This is a genomic window from Mycobacterium sp., from assembly GCF_035570115.1.
Taxonomy (GTDB): Bacteria; Actinomycetota; Actinomycetes; order Mycobacteriales; family Mycobacteriaceae; genus Mycobacterium.
In genome coordinates, this window is record NZ_DATMLH010000087.1 from 93993 (window position 1) to 116736 (window position 22744).

19 protein-coding genes are annotated in these 22744 nt (G+C 64.6%); 2 read left to right on the forward strand and 17 right to left on the reverse strand.

Annotated elements, in window-relative coordinates; genetic code table 11:
• Window positions 1-236: 236 nt before the first annotated feature.
• Complete coding sequence (locus VNW74_RS07280) at window positions 237-2579, reverse strand: secretion protein EspK (protein WP_325675930.1); 2343 nt, start codon at window positions 2577-2579, stop codon at window positions 237-239.
• A 3-nt stretch (window positions 2580-2582) separates the two neighbouring features.
• On the reverse strand, window positions 2583-3719 hold the full coding sequence (locus VNW74_RS07285) for a hypothetical protein (protein WP_325675931.1): 1137 nt from the start codon (window positions 3717-3719) through the stop codon (window positions 2583-2585).
• 399 nt (window positions 3720-4118) lie between these two features.
• On the opposite strand from VNW74_RS07285, the gene VNW74_RS07290 reads away from it, so the two are divergent.
• Together VNW74_RS07290 and VNW74_RS07295 are read left to right on the forward strand one after the other, a co-directional pair.
• Entirely contained in the window at window positions 4119-5252 is a 1134-nt protein-coding gene (locus tag VNW74_RS07290) for an EspA/EspE family type VII secretion system effector (RefSeq protein WP_325675932.1), read from the forward strand.
• Window positions 5249-5758 carry a hypothetical protein gene (locus tag VNW74_RS07295; RefSeq protein ID WP_325675933.1) on the forward strand — a complete coding sequence of 170 codons (510 nt, stop codon included), beginning with the start codon at window positions 5249-5251 and terminating at the stop codon, window positions 5756-5758. Before VNW74_RS07290 ends, VNW74_RS07295 begins: the two co-directional genes overlap by 4 nt.
• Before the next feature lie 254 nt (window positions 5759-6012).
• On the opposite strand, the gene VNW74_RS07300 is transcribed toward VNW74_RS07295, so the two are convergent.
• The 15 genes from VNW74_RS07300 to VNW74_RS07370 form a co-directional block, all read right to left on the reverse strand.
• Complete coding sequence (locus VNW74_RS07300; protein WP_325675934.1) at window positions 6013-6678, reverse strand: hypothetical protein; 666 nt, start codon at window positions 6676-6678, stop codon at window positions 6013-6015.
• Window positions 6675-6857, reverse strand: a complete 183-nt coding sequence (locus tag VNW74_RS07305; RefSeq protein ID WP_325675935.1) for a hypothetical protein — start codon at window positions 6855-6857, stop codon at window positions 6675-6677. Before VNW74_RS07305 ends, VNW74_RS07300 begins: the two co-directional genes overlap by 4 nt.
• Window positions 6858-6955: 98 nt before the next feature.
• Window positions 6956-8485 (reverse strand): type VII secretion integral membrane protein EccD, encoded by a 1530-nt coding sequence (gene eccD / locus VNW74_RS07310; RefSeq protein WP_325675936.1) that lies wholly within the window; start codon window positions 8483-8485, stop codon window positions 6956-6958.
• Complete coding sequence (locus VNW74_RS07315) at window positions 8482-9882, reverse strand: MinD/ParA family protein (RefSeq protein WP_325675937.1); 1401 nt, start codon at window positions 9880-9882, stop codon at window positions 8482-8484. The genes eccD and VNW74_RS07315 overlap by 4 nt, the downstream gene beginning before the upstream one ends.
• Before the next feature lie 87 nt (window positions 9883-9969).
• Entirely contained in the window at window positions 9970-10257 is a 288-nt protein-coding gene (locus VNW74_RS07320) for a WXG100 family type VII secretion target (protein ID WP_325675938.1), read from the reverse strand.
• Window positions 10258-10288: 31 nt separating this feature from the next.
• Window positions 10289-10591, reverse strand: a complete 303-nt coding sequence (locus VNW74_RS07325; protein WP_325675939.1) for a WXG100 family type VII secretion target — start codon at window positions 10589-10591, stop codon at window positions 10289-10291.
• An 87-nt stretch (window positions 10592-10678) separates the two neighbouring features.
• Window positions 10679-12028 (reverse strand): PPE family protein, encoded by a 1350-nt coding sequence (locus tag VNW74_RS07330; protein ID WP_325675940.1) that lies wholly within the window; start codon window positions 12026-12028, stop codon window positions 10679-10681.
• Window positions 12029-12074: 46 nt separating this feature from the next.
• A complete protein-coding gene (locus tag VNW74_RS07335; RefSeq protein ID WP_325675941.1) occupies window positions 12075-12371 on the reverse strand; it encodes a PE family protein in 297 nt (98 codons plus the stop codon).
• Window positions 12372-12501: 130 nt separating this feature from the next.
• Window positions 12502-14277, reverse strand: coding sequence for a type VII secretion protein EccCb (gene eccCb / locus VNW74_RS07340; RefSeq protein WP_325675942.1), 1776 nt, complete (start codon window positions 14275-14277; stop codon window positions 12502-12504).
• A gap of 109 nt (window positions 14278-14386) precedes the next feature.
• The gene (eccCa, locus tag VNW74_RS07345) at window positions 14387-16618 is read right to left on the reverse strand and encodes a type VII secretion protein EccCa (RefSeq protein WP_325675943.1); all 2232 of its coding nucleotides are present in this window, start codon (window positions 16616-16618) and stop codon (window positions 14387-14389) included.
• A complete protein-coding gene (gene eccB / locus VNW74_RS07350; RefSeq protein WP_325675944.1) occupies window positions 16618-18060 on the reverse strand; it encodes a type VII secretion protein EccB in 1443 nt (480 codons plus the stop codon). The genes eccCa and eccB overlap by 1 nt, the downstream gene beginning before the upstream one ends.
• Before the next feature lie 3 nt (window positions 18061-18063).
• A complete protein-coding gene (eccA, locus tag VNW74_RS07355; protein ID WP_325675945.1) occupies window positions 18064-19785 on the reverse strand; it encodes a type VII secretion AAA-ATPase EccA in 1722 nt (573 codons plus the stop codon).
• Window positions 19778-20317 carry a YbaB/EbfC family DNA-binding protein gene (locus VNW74_RS07360; protein WP_325675946.1) on the reverse strand — a complete coding sequence of 180 codons (540 nt, stop codon included), beginning with the start codon at window positions 20315-20317 and terminating at the stop codon, window positions 19778-19780. Before VNW74_RS07360 ends, eccA begins: the two co-directional genes overlap by 8 nt.
• Before the next feature lie 22 nt (window positions 20318-20339).
• On the reverse strand, window positions 20340-21179 hold the full coding sequence (locus VNW74_RS07365; RefSeq protein ID WP_325675947.1) for an ESX secretion-associated protein EspG: 840 nt from the start codon (window positions 21177-21179) through the stop codon (window positions 20340-20342).
• A gap of 507 nt (window positions 21180-21686) precedes the next feature.
• On the reverse strand, window positions 21687-22487 hold the full coding sequence (locus tag VNW74_RS07370; RefSeq protein WP_325675948.1) for a transcriptional regulator: 801 nt from the start codon (window positions 22485-22487) through the stop codon (window positions 21687-21689).
• Window positions 22488-22744: the final 257 nt, after the last annotated feature.

A 22744-nucleotide genomic window follows, 5' to 3' on the forward strand; every position in this document is an offset into this window, starting at 1 on the left:
TGCAGCACAGCCTCCGGCGATCCCTCGTGGCGGGCAAGTGCGGGGTATTCGGAGGCTCGACTGCAGCAATTCTGGTTGGGTGCCTTGGGGTTTCGGTCTGGCTAGTCCTGCACCTGATCAGAACGGGTTCTGCGATCGTCAATGCGTCTGCAGTTGCTATCACCGCGTCCGCGGCTTGAGAACCCGGCGAGCCCCAACGACCGAAAACCTAGCAGCCCGAGTCCTATTCGGCGCCGCTACCGCGCGGAGCTGGCCAGCGCGTCGTTGAGTAATCCGGCGATGCGTTGCCAGTAGAGCCAGTCGGCGACCGCGGCGCGTTGCTCGACCGCATGGACCGCGGTGTAGGCCCGGTGCAGCGCCAGTTCCTGGGCGTGGGTGGCATAGGTCGAAAATGCCTGCAGATGCGCCGCGCCGCGATCCGCGTCGCTGCTCATCAGGTGCTTCATCAGCTCCCACCAGAGCGTGCTGCGCTGATCGGCCGGTGGAGTCGCATCCACCGGCGCCGGCGGCAACATGTCGACCAGCGCCAGGTCGCTGAGGGAAGCCAGGCGGCCCCCCGCTATGGGGTCGACCACCTCCAGGCGTGAGCGCCCCTGCATCTTGCCGCTGCTCGGAATGTCCTCGTCGGCCACAAACTGCGTCGGCACGCCCGGATCGATGCCGGCGAAATGCTCGCGCTTGGCGATCACCGTTTTCAGCGTGGTGTTGTGATGGACCGCCCAACCCTGCAAGGCAAGGTTCGGGTAGGTCGCCCAGCGTGCCCGCTCTTCGACGGGGACGGTCTCGTCGGCGGACACCATGGTCACCTGCGCAGGCAGGTTAACCGCATCGGGGATATAGGCCAGGCCGTAGCTGTTGGCGACCACGATCTGGCCGTCAGCGGTCACCGCGGTCATCCAGAAGAACCGGAAATCGGTCGCGTTGACCATGTCGGCGGCATTGAGCGCCGCCGCGAGCCGATAAGCCGTCTGCACATCACCGCCGGCCTGCCGACGGGTGGCGTCGGCGATGGCATCTTTCTGCGCACGTGCGGATGACACCGGGATCGGCGCCGGCGCGGCCTCGGGCTGCGACGACGCCATCGACCCGCTAAAGCCGGCCCGGCCGACGCTGGCGGTGGACGCGGGATGCACACCCGGGCCGCCCGAGCCGGTACCCGGCGTGCCCGACGTGCCGCCACCCGTAGATGACATGGGAGCTGCCGGGTGCGGGGTCGCCGGCGGAAGCAGAGGCATCGCGGAGGGGGCACCCGAGCCTGCATTCGACATCCCCGGCGGCGCGCCCATGCCTCCGCCGCCGCCACCGCCGGCACCGCCGCCACCGCCGTGGCCGCCGCCACTGCCAACACTGCCGACACCACCCGCGGCGGAGCTACCTGCAGCCGCCGTTGTCGACGTCTCCGCTGTGACCGGCGGGCCTTGGGCTGCCGTCGGCGCGATCGATGCGGAATTGGTCACCGCTGCCTGCGCTGCCTGGGCCAGGGGCGTATTCGGCGGCGACTGACCGAGACCCTGCCCCGACCCAGCCTGCGCCAGGTTCGACGCGTCCGGCGGATGCCCTCCAAATGCCGCCGCTTCCAATGACCCCAGATTCTGCTGACCACCCGCTTGGCCGCCGAAGGCGTTGTTCAACCCCGTATTCCACAATCCGCCACCGCCACCAGGCCCGCCGCCACCAGGGCCACCGAGCGGCGAGATGCCGCCGAGGCTCGGGTTAAAGGGGATGCGCGTACCGCCCGACGGCTGCGGCGCCCCCGGGCCGCCGGGAGCTGGCATGGGTCCCCCCGGTTGACCAGCGAAGCCAGCAGGCACGCCACCATCGCCGGCCTGAGGCGCCGGACCACCAGGACCCGGCGCAGGTCCCCCCGGTTGACCAGCGAAGCCAGCAGGCACGCCACCATCGCCGGCCTGACCCGCCGGACCACCAGGAAGGGGCGCCGTGTACGCATCAAGCTGGACTTTCGGCGCGTCTGGACTCCCGGGTCCTCCAAGCGCGTTTGCTGGTAGCGGAGGGTTTTGACCGTTCACGGGTGGCGGTGCTTTTTGGTTGAGGAGGTTCTTTAGTGCGTCCGTCGGCGGTTTCCAGGTCGCGCTGGTAGGTACCTTTGCCGCGGCCTCGGTGACGTCCGCGACGTTTTCGCCATGCACCTGCTTGACCAACGCCTCGATCACATCCGACCAGTCTTGGCCATCTTGGTCGGCTTCGTCTTCGATGACGGCGATGTCCTGCTGGGCTTTGCTCACCCGGTCGGCGATCGTTGTCTTGGTTTGCGCAACGGTCCCGGCGACATTCTGGTACCAAGTGATGGCTTTGACGAGGTCGTTCTGTAACCCGGTCACTTCATCGATGATGCCGCCGAGTTTGCCCTTGGCCGCGTTGGCCCCGCCACCCTCCCAGACACCGCCGTTGAAGATCTCGGCCTGCTCATGCTGGAGACCTTCCAAAGAATTTGTCAGCTGCTGCAGGGTCCGGGTCAGTTCTTGCGCCCGGTCGTACAGTTTCTGCTCATCGGTCTCCACCCATCCGCCGGGGTCGAGCATCTCGTCCGCGTATTCACCGGTCGGTTTCGCGACAGTCATCGTTTAGTTCCCTACCGCTTGGCAGGCTTGGCGGATCACACCGGAGCTGTATGAGGCGGTTTGGTTGAGGTACTGGTCAGCCACGACGTAGGTCGGAATCGCAAGAACGTAGGCACGAACGTACTGGGCAGACAACACCGCGAAATCTTCCAGCGTGGGGTTGCTGCTGCGCCGACCCAGCTGTTCCCTCTTATCGGCGAAGGAGCTCATCACCGGTCCGACGGCATCGTTGAGCGCTTTTTGTTCAGGACTCCACTGGCTTGCTGGGACACTCGAATCCGTCTTCTGCCACTCGGCGGTGGCCGCATTGAACTCAGACACCTCGGCCTCCCAGTCGGTGCAGATCGGGTTGCTGGCACTGAGGAAGCGCTGCGGCTTGGACAGATCCGCCGCCGGCGGCGCAGCCTGCGTCGGCGAGGCTGGCGCGGCGACCAGCGGTCCACGCGCTGCCGCTGATCCATATGTAATGGCGTTGCAGATCGCCCCGATGGCAGCTGTTGCGCCGGTGGTCACAAGCACCAGGTGGTTGTCGTTGGCCGCGTAGTTAGGGATCCGGTCTACGTAGGCGTACCAATACGCGATGGTCTGTTCGTAGAGTTCGCGCATCACCCGATGCGGTGTCAGCTTGGCTAATGCCACGGTCTGGTCGGCCGCATGACGTATCGCGGCGACGACCGCCTCAGACTGCGCGCGCTGCTCCGGGCTCCACGCTGAAGCTGGAATGGACGGGTCGCGCTTATCCCATCCGTTCTGCTGGCTCGCCGCCAGTGTGTTGATAATGGGTGTCCACGGGGCACAACTCGGATCTTCGGTAATTACCGTCACCGGCCCGTTGTCGTTGGCGCTGGCGATGCCCGGAGCTGCGGTCGATGTCGTCGAACCTTTTGAGTTCCCACCGGAATTCGAATGCAGGACGACTACCGTCACCGCGACCGACACCGCCACGATGACAAGTGCCGCCACTCCCAGTAGCACCCACTTCGCGCCGCCGCCCCTTCTGGGCGGTCCCGGGGGCGGATACCAGGGCTCCTGATATCCCGGCGGGGGCGGGCCGTAGGACTGGCCGTGCGGATGCCCGCCGTGCGCACCCTGCGCCTGCTGCGGCGGCTGCCACGAGCCAGGTTGCGGGGGCAAACTCATGCAAACACCTCCGTGTGCTTCACTTCGCACCCCAATGCGAAAACACCCGCCCAATTACTGGCCAAATGCTACCGAACTACACCTTCTCCCAGCCTAAGCCACTGATCACAGTGCTGTGTGCAGCAATTCAGCCCGGCCCAAGTCTGCGTAATTAATGCAAGCCGAATGCTACCGAACTACAGAATGCCGCTGGGATTGCTGATCAAGCCTGCCTCGACGACATGGCTCGAGTCGGTGAGGGCGCCGACGGAGCGCGCGACGTCAGGGCATAACACCTGGCCACAAACTCGCTCGCGGTGGAACTTTGGCGTCGCTGCCCCTCCAGGAATTTCCGACAGGAACCACGTGTGCGGACCCTTAAACTCAGAAGGACACCGGTCGCCGGAAAGGGAGTCTCGGGTGGGAGCGCTTGATGCTTTTATGTCGACGTGGTCGCGAGCGCGGTCCACGTTGGGTGAAGGGACGCCGCAAGAAGGCGCCCCGTTTGACGGCAGCAATCAGTTGCGGCAGATGCAATCTAGTGTGCAGTCGGCTGCGCCGGGCTCAAAGTGGACGGGCTCGGCCGCGGATGCCTATGCCGAAGCGAATAGCAACCAGGGCCGGGTTTTGGGCCAAATGGCAGGCCTGGATCAGCGGCTCGGCGCCGAGGTCGACCGTTCGGCCGCAGTTGTCGCTGCCGGGCGACGCAACTTGGACGACGTGAAACAGTGGGTCGTTGACGCGGCCTCGTCCGTCCCGCAAACCGAGGATCGCGAACAGCAACTCCTGCCGATCGCCCGCAAGGGAATCGGCGACGTGGCCGACGTCGTCAAACAAACCAACACCGATCTCAACGCCATCGGTGCGCGTATCCGGAGCATCGGCAACGACTACCAAGCGCTGGGCGACGATACGAACGGCGGAAAGCCCAAAGACGATCGGGTCGACAATGTGGTGGGCGACCATCCGCAAGACGCAGGATGGCAGTATCCGTGGGATCCTCCACCTCCGCCGGACTCGGCGCCGGGCGGAGGCCGCTGGGACGTTGACAACCAACACCCCTACCCGAGCGGTCCCGGTGGGGGGCCGCCGATGGGCCCATTTCCGACACCACGACCCTGGCGTAAGGACATAAACCCGCCGATATCTGGAGCGCCCTCGGGTTTCCAGGACATCGCGCCGACCACACCCAACGGATGGGGTGTGGAACCGCCGATCACCTTGCAAGAGGAATATAAGTTTCGGCTGGTCGGTGAACACTTCAACGGTAGCGAAAACCACGTGCAGTGGATGCAGAGAGACGGAAAGTGGTACCAGGCACAGTGGATTGACTACGACCTCCAAGCCGAGCACATAACTATCCCGAAGGGCAACGTCGGCTTGACCGGAGGGCTCCCGCAAATTCCGATCGGGCTCAACGACTGGCGCCCGATGAGCATTAAAGACATTTGGGCTGCGCAGGCCCATAACCAGCGCCTGACAATGTATATCCCCGACCCGTGCGGGCAGCCCTACGTGATTTCGCCGAAAACCCCGGGCATGAGTGCGGGATGAGACTGGGCATCCGGTCAGCGAGGAAGCGTTGGCTGTGGGCATTGGCGGCCGTGCTTCTGATCGGGTGTGGCGCCGGTGCGACGGTGTGGGTAGTGCGCGACACCGCAGGGACGGGAACGTCCGGCAATGACTGCGCTGTGGTGGAAAAGCTTGCCGGAGAATGGGTTACCATGACGCAGCAGGTCAAGACGGCTCTAGAGGCCGGTCCCGGTGAGCGCAGCGACCTGCTCGCCGTGGCTGACCAGGAGTCGGCGATGAGTGCGAAATTGCGTGCCGCAGCGAATTCCGTTTCTGCGCCAGCCTTCAAGGACCAGTTCAACAAGTGGGCCGACGGTGTTGCGATGACCGCCCAGATCCAACGCGAATCCGTCAACCGCCCTCTTCAGGTTGAGCCTCCACCTGACTTGGAGGCCAACATGCGCAATGCCGCGTTGACGACCAATCAGGCCAGCGGAGCGCTGCTGCAGGCCTGCCCCGACGCCCGAAAGGTGCTACCCGGAAAGTGATTCATGGTGGTTGCCAAGTTGACGACACTTCGCGATAGTGATAGCCATGACCGAGGGTGAATCGCCAGACCCGCGTGCGAAGTACCGACAGCTACCGCCGGTGGTAAATCCCGCAGACACCGTCGAATCAGTTGATGCCGCAGTCGATCTCGGCGATGATGTTGACCCCAACGAGGGAGCCCGTCCGTACCTGAGGATGATCCTGGGGCCCCAGATAGGCTGAGGGCCTTACCCCTCGGTCAACGCGCCTGTGCTTAGAGAATCTCCGTCGGCGGCCTCACCGGACGCGCAGGCGCCGGTGGAGTAACAGCAGGTGCGGGCGGATTGGCAGGATGTCCACCGGTGGCACCATCTGCTGGAGAATCCGGAATGGCCTCGAGCCGCTCGCGGTGCGGCGCAGCACCTTGGTGGCGCGGCTCCGCGGCGTCATCCTGCTTCTTGTCCTCCGGCTTGCCCTGGTTATCGGCCGGCTGGTCCGATTGCGGGTGGTCGGCCGATGGGCCGTCGACGTTGGCGCTCGCATCGTCGGACTGACCGCCGTGGCCGAACTGACCCGCCATACCTTCTATGCTTTGCATTCCCTGCATGAGTCCCTGCGGAAGTGATCCCAGCATTCCCGCCATCTGCATCGGCATCTGGACGGCTTGGCCCGCCATTTGCATTGGCATGCTGAGCATTTGGCTCATTTGATCCATCCCGCCCATGCCGTCTCCGCCGGCTGACCCCGCGCCAGCGGCCCCGCTGGCCGAACCTCCACCCGGAGCGCCGCCGGCCTGCCCCTGGCCGCCGCTGGGGTCGAACTGCTGCTGGTTGAGCCGACTCCCCAGTGTTTGATCCGTCTCGCCGTAGCGAGCGGCCGCTTGACCGACGTTGGCGGCGAACCCTTTCGCCTTTGCTTTGATTTCGCTCAGAGAGGTCATGGCCCGACTATCGGCTCTTCGATCGCAGGAACCTGTGCGGCGATCGCGGCCGACAGCGCATCACTTCCCGACACGGTGAAACCGGCGGGAGGTTCCGGAATGCTGTCGGCGTGGTCGCCCAACCTGCCGCCGGCCTGCGCCAGTTTTTCGTGATCTACCTTCAGCGTCTCATTCGCCATCGCTGAACCTCCCGCGCCGTACTTTCTCGATTGAGCAAATCATAACTGGCCGTTGATATGTGGCTTGCATCAATTTCGTCGCCCCAGTCCCCCGCGGCTTAGAGCCGAATATTCCGAATCAAGTCGTAGACGCTGGCGATCCACAGCAGCAATGGAATAACGGCGGCAATCGCGGCACCGTCAGCCAGTTCCAGAATGCGCTTGGTCACCGGCGAGACCCGACGAACTCCTACCGTCGCCCCGATCATCACAACGGCAACCAGACCGGCCGCGAGGTAGATACTCAACACCAGCCACGCGCTGTGCGGATACCAGTGGCTCACCTTTGCCGCCACACCGGTAGGAATGGCAATCCCAGCGGCGAGCAACGCCCAGGCGCACCACCGCTCGGCGTAAAGCCGTGATCGGAACCCGCAGACCGCTGTGACCAGGGCGGCCACCAGCAGACTGTGGATGAAGAAATGCCCGCGCACGACGACCCCGATGGCGCCGGCGGCCAGCACCAGGGTGCCGGCCCCAACAAAGCCGATCAACAGCTGCCTGGCCAGGTTGCTGCGCTCGGTTAGCCGCGCGGCGGACTCCGGCACCGATGCCATGATGGCCTGCCAAGTCGCCGACTCTTCCTCCGCGGCCTCGGGGGCTTCTACCGCGTCGAGCAGTTCCTCGTTGCCCACGCTCTCCCCCGGCGCGGGAATCGGCGGCAACGCGATCCGCGCGACGGCAACCGTGAGCTTGGCCGCGTTGGTCACGACGAACAAACCAAAAACGATGGCGCCGGCCGGAACCCAGTACTGCCAGTCGTAGCCGTACGCGATGGCCGCACCCGTCGCTGCCGTCGCGGTGACAGCCAAAAACGACGCCAGCTCGGCACGCCGACGTGGACCGCCGCGCGTCGCCAGCGTCAAAAGCAGCACAGCCAACGCACCGCCGGCCAACTGCGGCGCACCCAGCGAACCGACACCGCGCGGCAGCGGGATCGCCAACGCCACAGCGCCGGCGATCACTGGAAACGCCGCGACCAGAAGGCTTTCCGACATATCCAGGTTCTGGTATCGGTTTCGGGCGACCGTACTACCCACCAGCACAGCGATACCCAGAGCACCGAGAACCGGGGCCCACCACAGCGGGTGTCCGGTAGCGGCCCAAGCCAGCACTGACAAGACTGTCAAGGCCAGGGTCACGGCCGGAATGGCAACGACGACAAAGCGATTCAGCGCATCCCGATCGAACTCCGGCGATTCCTGAAGCACCGCAATGGCGTCGATGACGTCCTCGACCAGCGGCCGGTACCGTTCGGTGCGACTGACCGATACCAGCGTCAGCAACGACCCGTCGACAACTCCGGCGTCATCGAGCGATTGGTCGAGTTTCAACGGCGGCGCGCCGGGGCGGGCGAAGGCCCAAGCGCCGCTGGCGCCAAAGTCGAAGCCGGCCAACACATCTGCCGGGGTGTCTTCGAGCAGATCGGTCAGCACCGAGACCGTGTCGTCGATGTAGGTCTCGATGGGTGTCGCCGACGGCAGCACGAGATCCGTCATCCGCTTCCCGGTGAGGATCGTTACCCGGGTGGTCGCCGGCCTGCTGGGTGTGGTCCCCGGGGTGACCGCAGCGGCGGCGGGGGCACTCAACGGCGCTCGAGCCGGTCGAAGTCGTCGGACAGCGCCGCGGCCAACTCTAAAATCCTGCGCTGGTAGGTGGACTGCAGTAGATCCAGCTGGATCTCGGTCCCGGAGGCGATGTGCTTGTCCCAGGGCAGCACGATCACCCGGCCCGGTTGCAGGTGCCGCTCGAACTGCTGTACCAGATCCATGACATCCAAATTCGGCCTGTTGGGCGCGACATGGTTGATCACGACGCACGCCCGGGAAAGCAGGTCCTGGTAGCCGTTTTGGCGCAACCAGTCCATCGCGACAGCCGCCTGCCGCGCACCGTCGATCGATGCGCTCGCCACGATCACGATCCCCGACACCGTCGACAACACCGCTTGGGATGACGCATCGAAGAGGCCGGCTCCGCAGTCGGCCACCACCAGGTTGTAGTACCGCGAGACGATCTCGGTGGCGCTCTTCCAGTCCTCGTCGTTGAATGCGCGACGGGCGACGCTGTACTCCTCGGAGGACAGCACTTCCAGGTTTGCGGCATTCATGCTGGTGTGCGCGCGGATGTCGTTGTAACGCGTCAACGACTTGTCGGCGAGCAGGTCCGCGATGGTGGCCGCCGACTGACGCCCCGCGCGATCCGCGAGGTTCCCCGCGCCGGGGTCGGCATCGATGGCCAGGATCCGGTCACCGCGCACTCTGGCCAGCGCCGAACCCAACGACACGGTCACCGCGGTCTTGCCGACGCCGCCCTTCAGACCCAAGACGCCGATCTGGTACGAGTCGCGGGCATTTCGCCGGACCCGCATCTGCAAGTCCAATTCATAAAGTTCATCCGGGGACAGGCCCAGGTTTACCCGCGTCAGCAGATAAAGCCAGTGCCGCCAACCCTGCTGCGACGGCATCTTGACCGGCGACCTGACACCAACGTGCGACAACGCGTCGATGGCGCGGTGATTGCCGATCGTGGCAGCCGACGTCTGGGCGGGCTGGCCAGGCGGTGGCGCCGCAACCCGCCACCTGTAGTCCTGCTGAGGCTCGCCGAAATGTTGGCTGGGCGCGGGCGCGGGCTGCGCCTGGGGTGGCGGAGGCGGCGGCATCCGCGGCTGCTCGTATTGCGCACCGGCGGCCGCGGCCCGGTGCATCGGGCCTGTGCTGGTTCCGTTCGGTCGTGGCAGTGGTATGTCGCCCTGCGCCGCGGGCTTTTGGGCCGCCGCCTGCGTCTGCCATGCCGGCGGAGGTTGTGGTGCCGGTGGTCCTCCCGGTCCTCCGATCGGCATCGGCGGGATAGGCGCATCCGTGGGCGGCGATGGTTTCGTCGGCATCGGCGCTTGATACCGCCGGATCGCCTCTAGATCGACCTGCGCCGTCGCATCCTCCGGAGGATCCTCGGGAGCATTGAAGAGCCGGTCATAGTCGGCCGACATGAGTACCTCTCAAACATCAATCGAAGTGACAGGACGCAGGCGGGGGGCTAGGCCCGGGCCGGACCCGCCCCCTCGCGTCCTGCCGTTCTAGGCGAACATACCTGTGACGCCGGCCTCTGTCTGTCCCATCGTCTGACCAGCCTCGCTGATCGTCTGCGCCAGGTTTTGCAGCGCGGAGTTGAGCTCATTGGAGGTGTTGTCCCACCGCTGCTGCACGGCCTGGTACGCCTCCGAACCGGAACCGCCCCACACCGCGGCCAGCGACGTGAGGGAACTCTTGCCCTCGTCGAGCAGGCCGTGAGTGGTCTGGACGGCACCCTGGATGTCACTGGATCCGCCCTCGATACCGGCGAAGTTCCACAGCTGTTCACTCATATTGTTGCTCCGTTCGTTTGGTTGGTACTGGTCAGATGTTCATCGCTGACGACAGGGCTCCGTGCTGCTCCTCGTCGGTCGAGGTGTAGTGGGCACCCGCCGTGTGGATGTTCGTGGAGATGTCGTTGAGTTCCTGGATCTGCTGGTTAGCAGCCTCTTGGAACCGGATCAGCGATTGCTGCGCGGCCACACCGGCCTGGCCGTGCCACTGCCCGGCGAGCGAACCCGCCACCGACTCTACGTGCGCGATGACGCCCTTGAGCTCTCCGGAGATCCGCTCGAAGTTGCTGGCCTCCTTGGCGAGGACAGCGGCATCTGTGTTCATCTGTGCCATGCTGGACTACTTTCTCTCTTCCTGTGTCCTCACCACGGAATGGCGAGTCTTTCCGGCCATAGTGACCGGGAAGTCTTTGTGGGACGACTACCAGTCGTCTCCTTCGTCTTCGCCCAGGTCCTGGACGAGGGGTGCGGGTGCTTTCAGCGCCGTCTTGGTGCCACCCGATTTCGGCGCGTGGCCGCCCATGCCCATCGGGCCCATGCCACCGCTGCCGGCGCCAACCGGGGCCGAGCCTGCGGTCGATGAGTCGCCGGCGGCCGCACCTACGGGCTCGACGGCGGCGGGTACGACCGGCTCGTCCACCTTGTCGATCAGCTTGGCCATCAGCGGTGTTCGGGGCGACGATCCGCCCATACCGGGCAGCGAGGCCGCTCGCATCAGGCCCGCACCCGAGCTTGCTCCTGAACCGCCCAGCATCGGATGGTTCGACAGCGGAGCGGCGCCGAGGAAACCCATCTGCACGCCTTGGTGGCCGGACCCCCCCATGCTGCCGCCCATCTGACCGAACATCGACGTCACCTGCTGGAGCGGCTGAGTCAACTGCTGCATCGGGTTGCTTCCCAGCATCTGCCCCAGCGACGACGGGATCTGCATGACCTGCGAGCCGACCTGTTGACCGATCTGCATCACCTGGTTCATCGCCTGCTGCGGCGCCTGCTGTGCCTGGTTCTGCTGCGAAGTCCCCTGGTTCGCGTAACTCGACGCGCCTTCCGCGTCGGTGGTCGCCATGTTGACCAAGTTGACACCCTTGCCGCTGTTCAAGCCGACCGATTCGATGGTGGATGAACCGGTAACAAAGGTGAAGACGCCGTCGCGCATCACGGCCCCGGCTGCCCCGGACGCCGCCTGGCCCAATGACCCGCCGAGCACCGCCTCGCCGACGCCCGGGATAACGATCGGCGTCATCGGCATGATCGGCTCGAACAGCGTGTTGGTGGTGGTCTCCGCCAGGTACGCGTACATCGTGTCCGCCGCCAGGTTCCACATCCGGACGTAGTCGGCCTCGTTGAACCCGATCGGCACGGTGTTGACGCCCAGGAAGTTGGTGGCCTCCAAAACCCCGTGGGTGACGTGGTTCTGCACGATCTCCGGGATCTGCGGGGTGGCGGTCGCCGCAGTCACATACGACGTCGCCTGCGCCGTTGCCTGAGCGGCACGCTTCTGCGCCTGTGCCGACAACGTATGCAGCCACATCACCATCGGCATGCAGGCCGCCACCCCGGTTTCGCTTCCCGTTCCGGTCCACGCTGCGCTGAGCGACGCCAGCGCCGACGAGAGCTCGGCGGCCTGAGCCTCCAGCGCTATCGCCCACGCTTCCCACCCCGCGGCCGCCTGCATCATGGGAGCTTCGCCCGCCCCGAGCTGCAGCCGGGCGGTGTTGAGCTCCGGCGGCATCGCGCCGTACTCAATCGCGGGCGTTACAAACGGCGGCATGGCGTAACTCGCTACTCCGGACCTGTCTGGCTTTTCGGCTGCGGCGCTATGCCAGCTCGGCGGCGGTGGCGCCGTCGACCGCGGTGTACATGCCCGCAATTTCCACGTAGGCGGCACCTGCGCGGGCCAGCTCTTCTTGCGCGAAGCTGTTCTGCGCCAGCGTCTCGACACCCTCGCTGGCGAAGGAGAGTGCCGCCCCCATCGACACCTCGTCGACTCCGGCCGGCGCCAGCCCCGTCACTGCCGCTGAGGCCGTGGTGCCCATCGCCAACCCCTGAGTCCCGTTCGCGATCACCTGCGCGCCGATTCCCTCAGCAGCGGGCTCGAATGACATAGGTTGCATTTCGTATTCTCCTTTACTAGTGACCGACATACACGTGGCTCGTCAGTTAAACCTGCGGCCATTTCCGGTTGGGATTTGCAGCCCGCCCGCGCAGTGCACGCCTCCCCTTGTTGAAGCCCTTAGATAGATCCTAACTGCCCACGGAGGGTGGTGGAGACACTTCTTCTGGAGGGTCGACATAGGCCGCCTGGATGACCTCTTTACCCTCTGGTGAGACAAGAAACGCCTGGCCAGGGGGCCTTCTCTTGACCTTGATCTCGGTAGAGGGGTACTCCTGCTTGTCACCGGACAGGAACAGGGTCGGCGAGCCCGCCCCAAATGCTGCGCCCACGAACTTGTCCATGGTCGCCCGGTGCGCGTGGCTCATTTGGCACGTCGCAATGATGTGCAAACCAATATCGGCGGCGGCCGGTAAAAGCGGGGCCAACGGAGTCATCGGTGGAATTGCCCCGCCGGCGGCCTGGATCATGTGCCAGTCATCGACTAAAAGCACGATATCCGGGCCGCTCCACCACGACCGCGCCCGCAGCTGCGCGGTCGTCAGGTCGGTTGGTGGAAGTCGTTTGCGCAGGTTCGTCGCCAGCGCGCTGATGGATTCCTCCAGCGTCGCGCTGTTCCGGTTGATCGCCCCGGCATCGAGGAGATGGGAATCCGGCACGGCGTCGAGCAGACCGGACCGGTAGTCCGCCAGCATGAAACGCACCTGGGCGGGACTGTTGCGGGCGCAGATGGCCTGCGCGACGGCGTGAGCGATGCGAGTCTTGCCCGACTTCGCCGCGCCGAAGATCAGCAGATGCGGGGTCAACTGCATGTTGTTGTAGGCCACCGTGAGGTCCGACTCGCGCACGCCTATCGGAACCATCCACCGGGTGCGGTAGTCGGCATCGGGGCCCGGCGGGTTCGGATCTAGCTGATGCAGATAAATCCGTTCGGGCAGCACCCGGACCTCGGGTGCTTGCTCGGTGTGGCCCGCCGCGATCTGCTGCACTCCCGCCGTTATGGCATCAACGAGGTTGTCGGCGCTGTGCACACCGTCGAGCCTGGGCACGCCGATCATCAGGTGATGCTTCTCCAGCGAGATCGCCCGGCCTGGGCGGTTGGCCGGTATCTCGCGGGTCATCCGGTCGATCTGAGTTTCGTTGATGTCGCCGAGTCGAAACTCCACCTTGGTGCCCAGATAGTCGCGAACGCGCGACTTCAACTCGGTCCAGCGCGGAGAGGAGATGGCGGTGTGGACGCCGAACGCCAATCCCTGGCCGGCGATATCCTGCACCACCGGCTCCAGGTCGGGGAATTCCGCTACGAACGCCGGCCACCCGTCGATCACGAGAAACACGTCGCCGAACGGATCGGTCGCGGCCGGATTGTTCGGATCCTCCCGCATCTGCCGATACGCTGCCATCGAGCCCACCCGATACTGCTTGAAGATGAGTTCCCGTTGTCGCAGTACGGCTTTCATTTCGGCGACCATGCGGTTGACCCGGTCGGGCTCGGATCGGGTCGCGACGCCGCCGACGTGCGGCAGGTCCTCAAGGTAGATCAGTCCACCGCCACCGAGGTCGATGCAGTAGAACTGCACATCCCGCGGCGTGTGCGTGGCCGCGGCCGACATAACCAGTGTTTGCAGAAAAGTGGACTTCCCGGTTTGCGGGGCTCCGGCGACGGCGATATTGCCACCCGCCGCGGAGACATCGACACCCCACACCTCTTGGCGATGGCGGCGAGGCTCGTCCATGATTCCCAAGCCGAATTGCAACGGCTTTCCGGCGCCGCGCTCGACGAGCTCGTTGACGGGTGTGGGATCCGCCAATGGCGGCAACCACATTCGGTAGGCGATTGCCTCGCCGGTGCCCAGTTGGTCCAGCACGACCTCGCGGAGCACCCGCGGTTCTGGTTCGGCAGTCATGAGCGCCGCACTCCCCCGCAAGCGGGTGGGGGTCCCCCCACCCGCACAGCGGCGAGGGGGCGGGCCCCCACCTCATCGCCCATTTCTCTATCGTCGCCGGCGCGCGTCATCAGATCATCGCCGTATCGAAGATCGGGGCGGCCGTGAACTGATGGATATGGACATCCCGTCGACGGTGGTGCACGGGCTCGCCGCTACCGTCGCCGTTCTCGGTGTGCAGCGCGGGCACGTAGTTGACACCGGTGAAGCAGCTCTTGAACTTGACCGGGTCTTCCATTCCGACTCGCAGAAACCCGACCCCGCTTTCCTTGTTGGTGATGTATTGGGCTTCCGGTGTTCCGATCACCGCCTTGGACTCTGCCGAACTGGTGGTGCGCAAAGCGATTCGATAGGTCAGGTTGGGCTCGAGCTTGTCGATACGCACGCCACCGGTGTTGAGCGACTGGGTGGCGAGCAACAGGTGCACCCGCAACGACCGGCCCACACGGCAGATTCGGTCGAACAATCCGATGAAGTCCGGGTGGTTCTGAAGAAGCTCGGCGAACTCGTCGACGACGACGAAAAGCGTTGGTAGCGGCGGGAGTTCGGCACCGCGCTCCCGGTGCTTCTCATACTCGGCCACACCGGACAGTGCGCCGGCGGCGCCCACCTGGATGCCGGCCTGCCGGAGGATCGACTGCCGGCGGTCGAGTTCGCCGGTCAACACCTCACCCATTCGACTGACGAGCTCGGCCTCCTCTTCCATGTTGGTGACGACTGCGGCGGTGTGCGGTAGCCGCTCCATGCCCAGGAACGTCGACCCGCCCTTGAAGTCGGTGAGCAAGAGGTTGATCTGGTCGGGATGATGGGTAGCCGCAAGCGACAGGATGAGAGTCCGCAGGAACTCGGACTTACCCGACCCGGTGGTGCCGATAAGCATGCCGTGCGGTCCGGCGCCGAACTCGGCGCCTTCCTTGATATCGAGGTACATGACGTCACCGGTCTTGAGTTCATGCCCGAACGGGATTCGCAGCCGGTCCTGGTCGAGGTCGGTGAACATCCGCCAGCGGTTCGGCAGCACTTCTTCGACCGATTGCGCGCCGACCAGCTGATGCCATTCCGTCGACACCTTCTTCTGCACGCGGGTGGTTTTGTCGATGATGGTGCCGGTAATGGACCAGCCGGCAAGCTTTCGGGCGATGCGGGCAGCCTGTTCCGGCGATATCCAGTCGGTGGCCGACGTCACCTGACGGAAATTCTGGTTGGGCAGGCGGTCATCGGCGGTCCCGTCCTTGTCGACCCTGATCCGGTAGGCCGAGCCGCGATGATTCCCCAGCGTGATGAGCGTGACCCCGGCCCGGCCATCGACGGGGAAGCCCGCGCTACCGCCAGTCACGTCGACCACCACGACATAGGGTCCGCCGGGGCCGGCATCCGGTGTGTGCGGGCCACGTGCGGTCAGATCGCTGAGACCGTCTGCACGCGTGAAGATCATCCGGGTCGACCCGGCGGCGTCGGTGTCGGTCTGGTGCTGAACGTGGGGCAGCCATTTGATCCAGGACCAGTCCGGGTCCTCTGGATTGTCGGCGAGCACCCGGATCTGCAGCAGGTCCGGTGGATGGAATACGGCCAGGTGGCAAATCATCGCCCGCAGCAAACCAGCCGCGCCGTCCGCGTCTCCACCAACCGCAATGGTCGGAAATGACCGCAGCTGAACCAGTTTTGGGCAGTCATGGATGAGGCCGTGGGTGCGCAGGAATTTCAACACCCACATGTGGCTCACCGGCTCCAGGTGTGGCTGGGGCGCGGCGTCCGGGCCCGCCAGTTCGCCACCGAGGGCCGGCCGTAAAAGCCGGTCCACGGCAGGTTCCGAGCCCAGTCCGATCCGGGTGGCCGCAAAAAAATCGGCGTTAGCCGGCCGGGACCACTGTCGGTGCGTGCCAATGAGAGACAGCAAATCATCCGGATGTGGGGCGTGGTACCCGAAGAATGTCACCTGCGCGCTGGCAGATGAGGTTACCCGGGTTCGCAAGCCGGCCAGATACCGCAGATATTCCCTACGGTCGGCGTTGATTTCAGGGACCTTCTTGCCGCCGGGTCCACCGCCGGCCATGAAACCCACTGTGGCCATGATCATCATCAGCGGCATCATCAGCATGTACGGCGACAGCTGCCGGACTCCGGTGAAGACCATGATCGCGATCATCCCGAGCATTCCGCCGGCCATCACGTATGGCAGGACCTTCTGCACACCAGATGCGGGGATCTCGACGCCGAGATCTTCTGGTGGCGTGACGCTGATTTCGCCCGGCGTCAACCGCGGTCCGCGTTTGACAGTTGGGGTGAACTTCTTGGTTGTCATCAGCCCTGTCCAGTGTCGAGTTTCCGCGGTTTGGGATCCGGGGGCAGCGTGTCGTGCGCCAGCAATGCCGCCTGTTTGGTCAGCACCGGGCCGTCCACCAACAACCGTACGACCGCCCACGGGGCGTTCTGCGGTGACGTCAGCCCGAGAGTTTTGGCGGTCTGTTGGTCCGGTATCCCGTAACGCACACCCTGCGGATCGACGTAGTACAAGGCCTCGCCATGCTTGGGATCCGGTGATTGCAGCTGAACATACTTTCCGCCATCGATGTAAACCGTTGCGGCGCCCTCGATCTGCTTGATGCCGGTGTTCATCGCGGCGGGCGGGATCGGTAGGTGCCGGCCGCTCAGCACCGCGGTCTTCGGAGCCTGATCGCCGGGTTCGCGCACCCACGACCAGCACAGCGCGGGCGCGTCCTGGCGGGCCAGAATCGTCACCGGTTGATCCGGCAACGGCGAGGCGTACACGCGTTCGGGAATTTTGGCGACCAGGCTTGACTCGATCAACGGCGGTGAGATCAATCCGTACGAATTGGTGGCGCGCAGCGCCGCCGCCGTGGTCGCGTTCACGCGGGCGACACCGTCCGGCAACACCACATAGTCCTGCGGCCCGCTCTCGGTCTGAGTCTGAAACACCGCTCCGATCACAAGATTCGGCGACAGTCCGGCCGAGTTCGGAGCCCCGGCTGCCGGGACCGGCGGTAACTGCCAGGGCCCGACATCGGGCACCGCGTTGTACATGCCTTCGGAAATCGGCGTCGGTTTCGCGGTGACGGGGATCCCCACCGACGAGGCGACGGCACGGTCCACTAGGTCAATGACGTGGCGCCCGCTTTTTGTGACCACCCATTCTTTGCCTTGGTAGGACGCCAGCAAGGCTTGATTCGGCTGCATCGGACCCACCGATGCGTCGGTGGCCAATGGCATTGCTATCACCGACGTATCCACTGTGGGAGCAACACTGCTCGGGTTGGCGACGGTGTCGCACAACGCCCAACTGGACGTGACGTCTGCCGAAACGGGGGTGGCGTAGGGCGCGCCGGGGATGCCAATGCGCTGACCCTTGGGCATCTGATTGAGCTCTTGCGACTTGACTGCCGAGGGGTTGCCCGAGGTCCCCAGTATCAGCCGCGCGGATGTCAGGTTGTAGACCGGATGCAGTTCGCCGGTGCCCGACATCACCACGTAGAGCTGGTTGGTGGTGCGGTCGACGAGCAGGTTGTCACCGCTACGTCGGCCAAGCGGTTTGAAATACGCCAGCAGGCCGGCACCGAGGCCGACCAACACCGCGATGACGATGCCGACCCCGACCGCCCGGCTGTAGAACGCCAGCGGATCGTCGAACATACGGGTGTCGCGTCGCACGATGGCGTGCTCGACCCGACGCAGCAAGAACCTCCAGCCGCTGACCTGAACCTTGGTAGTAAGCCGCAATCCCGCCATGTGTCACACGCCGATGTTGAGTCGTCCGTGGACGGCGGCGATCGCCTCCGCCATATCGTGGTCGTTGATTCCGCGCAGCCGGTCTACGTCGAGGTCATCGATGTTCATCGAGGACGCCAAGCGCATGTCACGGTACTGCTCAGCGGATTCGACGAGTTGGCGTGAGTAACGACCGTTGCCGGCGACGTCGAGTGCCGGCTTGTCTCCGATCGAGCGCTGGCTCAGCAGTTTGGCGGCTTCCAACAGATGCTCCGCGGCATCGATGCTTAGCGTCGAGTCATTCGCCGAAGCAATAACTTTCGCGATGTCCAGTATTTCCTCGGGCGAGTAAGAGTCGAATTCGATCCTGGTCGAAAAGCGCGACCGCAGTCCCTCGTTGGCTTCCAGCAGGCGGTCGATGTCCGAGCTATAGCCCGCGATGATCACCACGAGGCGGTCGCGGTCGTTTTCCATGCGCGCCAGCAGGGTGTCCAGCGCCTCGGTACCGAACGGGTCGGCACGCCCGTCCCGTTCCTGAACCAGCGTGTAGGCCTCGTCGATGAACAGCACACCGCCGACCGCGCGATCGATCGTCTTGGCGGTCTTGACCGCCGATTGGCCTTCGTATTCGGCGACGAAATCCTTGCGGGACGCCTCCACAAGTTTCGGTTCGGCGATAACGCCCAACCCCGCGAGAATATTGGCCACCACTCGCGCAATCGTCGTTTTGCCGGTACCAGGGGGGCCGGCGAAGATCATGTGCTTGCTCGCCTGCGCGACCTTCATTCCCTTGGCGGCCCGAACCTTCGCCATCTGGGTGGCGGCACGATACCGCTCGATCTGCTCCTTGACACGTGTGAGCCCGATTTGGCGGTCGAGCTCAGCTTGGGCTTCGGCGAGCAGCTTCTCCTGTCCCGACGTATCGGCGACGACGCTGGACGGATCCCAGGGGTCGGTGCGCGCCGCAATTTTTTCGGTGCTGGTGGGCACCAGCCGGTAAGCTGGATTCTTAAGGGCCGCAGCGACTTTAGGCTCCGGATAGTTTGCCTGCAACCATTCCAGCAGCGGCAACGCCGCCTCTTCGTTTCCTTGGCTGCGCCGCGACATCGCCAGATACCATGCGATGGCACGCCCACACGCTTGACCCGCCGGCGTTCCGTTGGCTTCAGTGAGCCGACGCTCGGCTTCGGTGAACAAGCCCAGGTTGGCCGAAGCCACTCCGTGGGCGACGCCGGCCGCAGCCGCCAGGAAGCTGTCCTTCCATTCGGGAGCTTGCTTGACTTCGTCGATCACGTCGGTCCAGCGTTCGGCCGCGCCGTAGACCACCGCCTTGACCCACGACACCAAGTGCTCGGCGCCACGCGCGGGAGCGTCTTCGAGAGCCTCCATGGCGTCTGCGTAGTTGCCCTCCGACGCTTCACTTACGGCGAAGCCGAGGGTGATCGCCAAAGGCGAGTTGATTGGGTACGTGATGTCGCCGTAGAGCCCACCGATTGGGATCCTGGCGTCCAGGCTGATCATCGACATGTCGGCCAATCCCGCCAACTGCCCGAAGTTCCTTCGCGAATACCAGGCACGGAACAGCGTCACTCGGTCGGTGTCACCGCACCTGATCCGGCCGATCCACGCATCGCAGGCGGACTCCTCGTAGTTTGTGATCTCGGTGAACAGTTCCATCGATCGCGCCGGCGACATGGCCAGCATGCTGACCGCGCTTCCGAAGAGATTGCCTAAGTGCTCAGTCATCTTCACCTGCATACCGTGTGGCGAACACCTCAGCCGCTGCGGCGGTCGCCTCTTCCGGCGACGGTAGATCGAGGTCGCGTCCCAGGAAGTCGCGCGTCGACGCGTTGTCGTGCCCAAGATCGCGCATGCCCTCAAGCATGCTTGCGTACTGGGCAGACCGCGCCTTCTGGCGGGCCAGGTCAGCAATCACGAGAATTTCGTCAGCGAGCTGAGATTCGGTCATGTTTGTTGCCTTCGTGGTTAGCTCAATCTGCTGGACGCGTCCGTCCATGTGCGCCGATACCGATACTGTTCCCGGCGGGTTGGTCACCCTGAAGAGTGCGGGTGCAAGCTCTTCGCTCTCCCCCGGCGCGGCACCCAACGGGAGCAGATCGTCGGTCGTGTCCTCAGTCTCCGCAGCTCGGACGTAATCGTCAAAAGCATCGAGGACGGAGCCCTCTGCGCCGTCGTCAGCGACGGAGAAATCCAGGGCGGCGAGATCGTCGTGATCGTCGTCGTCCTGGGGCTCGTATGGCGGAGTGCGATCCACCATGGCGTCCTTCCTGATTTCTCCACTAGGAGTAATCGATCTCGGTGTGCTCGAACCAGCTACCCGACGGCAGAAACTCCACCAAGCCGTCGAGAGCGCGCTGAAGATTCTCCGCCGTCCCCGGAAGGAAACTTCCGTACAGCTCGCCGTTGACTCGGCGAGGAATCGACACCACCCTGCCCTGACGTGAGTCGGCAACACCGGCTGCTAAGTCGGTTGTGGTGGAGGTGCCGCCGGGGTGGCGTTCGGTGGCGGTGATCTCCACCCAACTAGTGGGGTTGGCGATGATATCGGCGTAGATGCGGGCCGAAGCGGGAGCGACGCCGTACTGCGCGATTTGGGCTGCGGTTTTGCACTCGGCCAGCTTGCTGGCGACTCCGGTGAGCGGTTCGACGTCGGTGGCAGTAGCGGGCCCGAGGACCGTGGTCACCATGCCGGCCAGGCCGACCTGCGGAGCCACCAACTGCAACACCAGCATTTCGCCATCGCGGGCGGCGACCACATGCCGATCGCCCTTGCGACATACCACGAAACGCACCATCGTGCCGCCGTTGACGTCGCGCCGCCACCACCGGGCCTCCAGGGTCCGGTCGGCTCTGCTGAGGGTGTCGACCATGGCCGCGACCGACGGATGCGGTGCGCCGTAAACATCCAGCACACCCTGATCGGTCAGATCGCGCCGGACTTGGTCCCAGACCAGCTCCCGGAGCTCCAGCTGGGGGATGTTGGGTCGGATTGCGAGTGCGGTGGGAAAGTCCGCCAGGCCGAGCCGGTCGGCGACCACCAACATGCCGTCGATGGTCAGTTCGACCGCGACCACATTGTCGACGTCGGCTGCGGGGTCGACTGTATAGGAACTGGACATCGTCTACCTCGGCTGCATCTGTCCGTTAAGGCTGCTGCCCGCATTCTCGTCGGCGACGGATCGGGCCGCGTCACTGCCACCCGGCTCGCCACCCATGGGCAGCTCCTCTCTTCGCTAGCTGCGTCCTAAAACTACTGTGTTCTGACTGGGCGCAGGCAGTGGACGGTGGCGATCCCGAACCCCACGGTCCCGGACCCGCAATCGAGTCGGCGAGCCCGGGTCGCGGCACGTTCTTCCCCCGCGTTGTCAAACCGGAAGATTTAAACGAAATCCGAGCGGCTGACGAAATGTGGCTCTGCGCCCGCCGTTGCCCGCGCTGTTATTCCCCGCACTCGTCACATGCAGAAAGAAGCCATTCCACCACCGACATCCCTCTCACTCTTTCGTCGATCCGAGCGTATCAGTCTGCCGAACCCCCACAACGCACGAATTTTGTTGGTTATCAGCGTTGGTAAAGACCTGGCCACAGATTCGCTTAGTCCCTACAAGACGGTCCGTCTCGGAAATTCAACCCCAACTAATCTGCACAATCAGCGCCTCAATCGCATCGGTAGTAGCGGCGGGTAGCGCGTCTTCGGCTTCCGCGCGAACGATCGCGTCTTCGGCCACCCCTGCCGCCTGGGCGGTCTCTGATATCGAGAGGTTTGCCCGCCGGCGAGCCGCGTACAACCGCTGACCCAGCGTCGCGCGCGGCGCCTTCGCGCCCAACATCATCAGCTCGTCGTAGTGGTGGCGCACCGTGCTCAGCGCTTTGATCAACGGTAGGCCGACCCGGCCGATCTGAGTGGCTCGAATAGCGACAGCCTCAACGCGGCGTAAGTCCGCCAGGATTGGTGCTGCCGCGCGGGTGAACTCGGGGTCCTCGACTGATGGGAGCCCGGAGACCGCACGGCTGCAGCTGTCGGCGGCGGCGATGACCGCTTGCGCGATGAGCGGCACCTGGTCATCTGCGGACAGGATTTCGGTGACCTCGTCGCCGGGGACCGTCCCGCCCTCGCGGATGCGAGCGATCGCGCCCGGAGGCCATCGCAATATCTCCTCGAGCTTGGCGCGGGTTCGTTCCCGCGGCCAGCTGCGCCCCTTCTCGAAAGCGATCAATGCGCCCGCGTTGATGATTCCGTCTGCCGCCAGGCTGCGCTGACTGATGTCGAGTTCGCGACGGCGCGCCGCGGCCGCGGCGCCGGCCCGAACAACTCCAGGATCCAGGTCGTCATCGAAGTGCCAAGTGCCGGTGACGTCGAGGTTTTCCGACTCACTTGATGGTTGCCGGGCGTCGGATTCTGAAGGGCCAACGACTTCAAACGTCAACTGGTCATCTCCGAGATCCTGGGAACGGTGGCTTAGGCCGCCGGTGAGATCTTAACGGTTGGACGGCGCAAGACGCTACGTCCCTCGCTACGTTTCCTTTGAGCAAGTATGGAATCCGTAGCGCGGTTGGGTGTACGCCAAACCGGGTCGATGCTACGGCTGAGGTGGCTAAGTGTCGCAGATCGCCCGCTTGTCGGGGTAGTGAAGTGGAGCATCTTCCACATGGAGTGTTGCGCTTAGTGTTGCATCGCTACGGT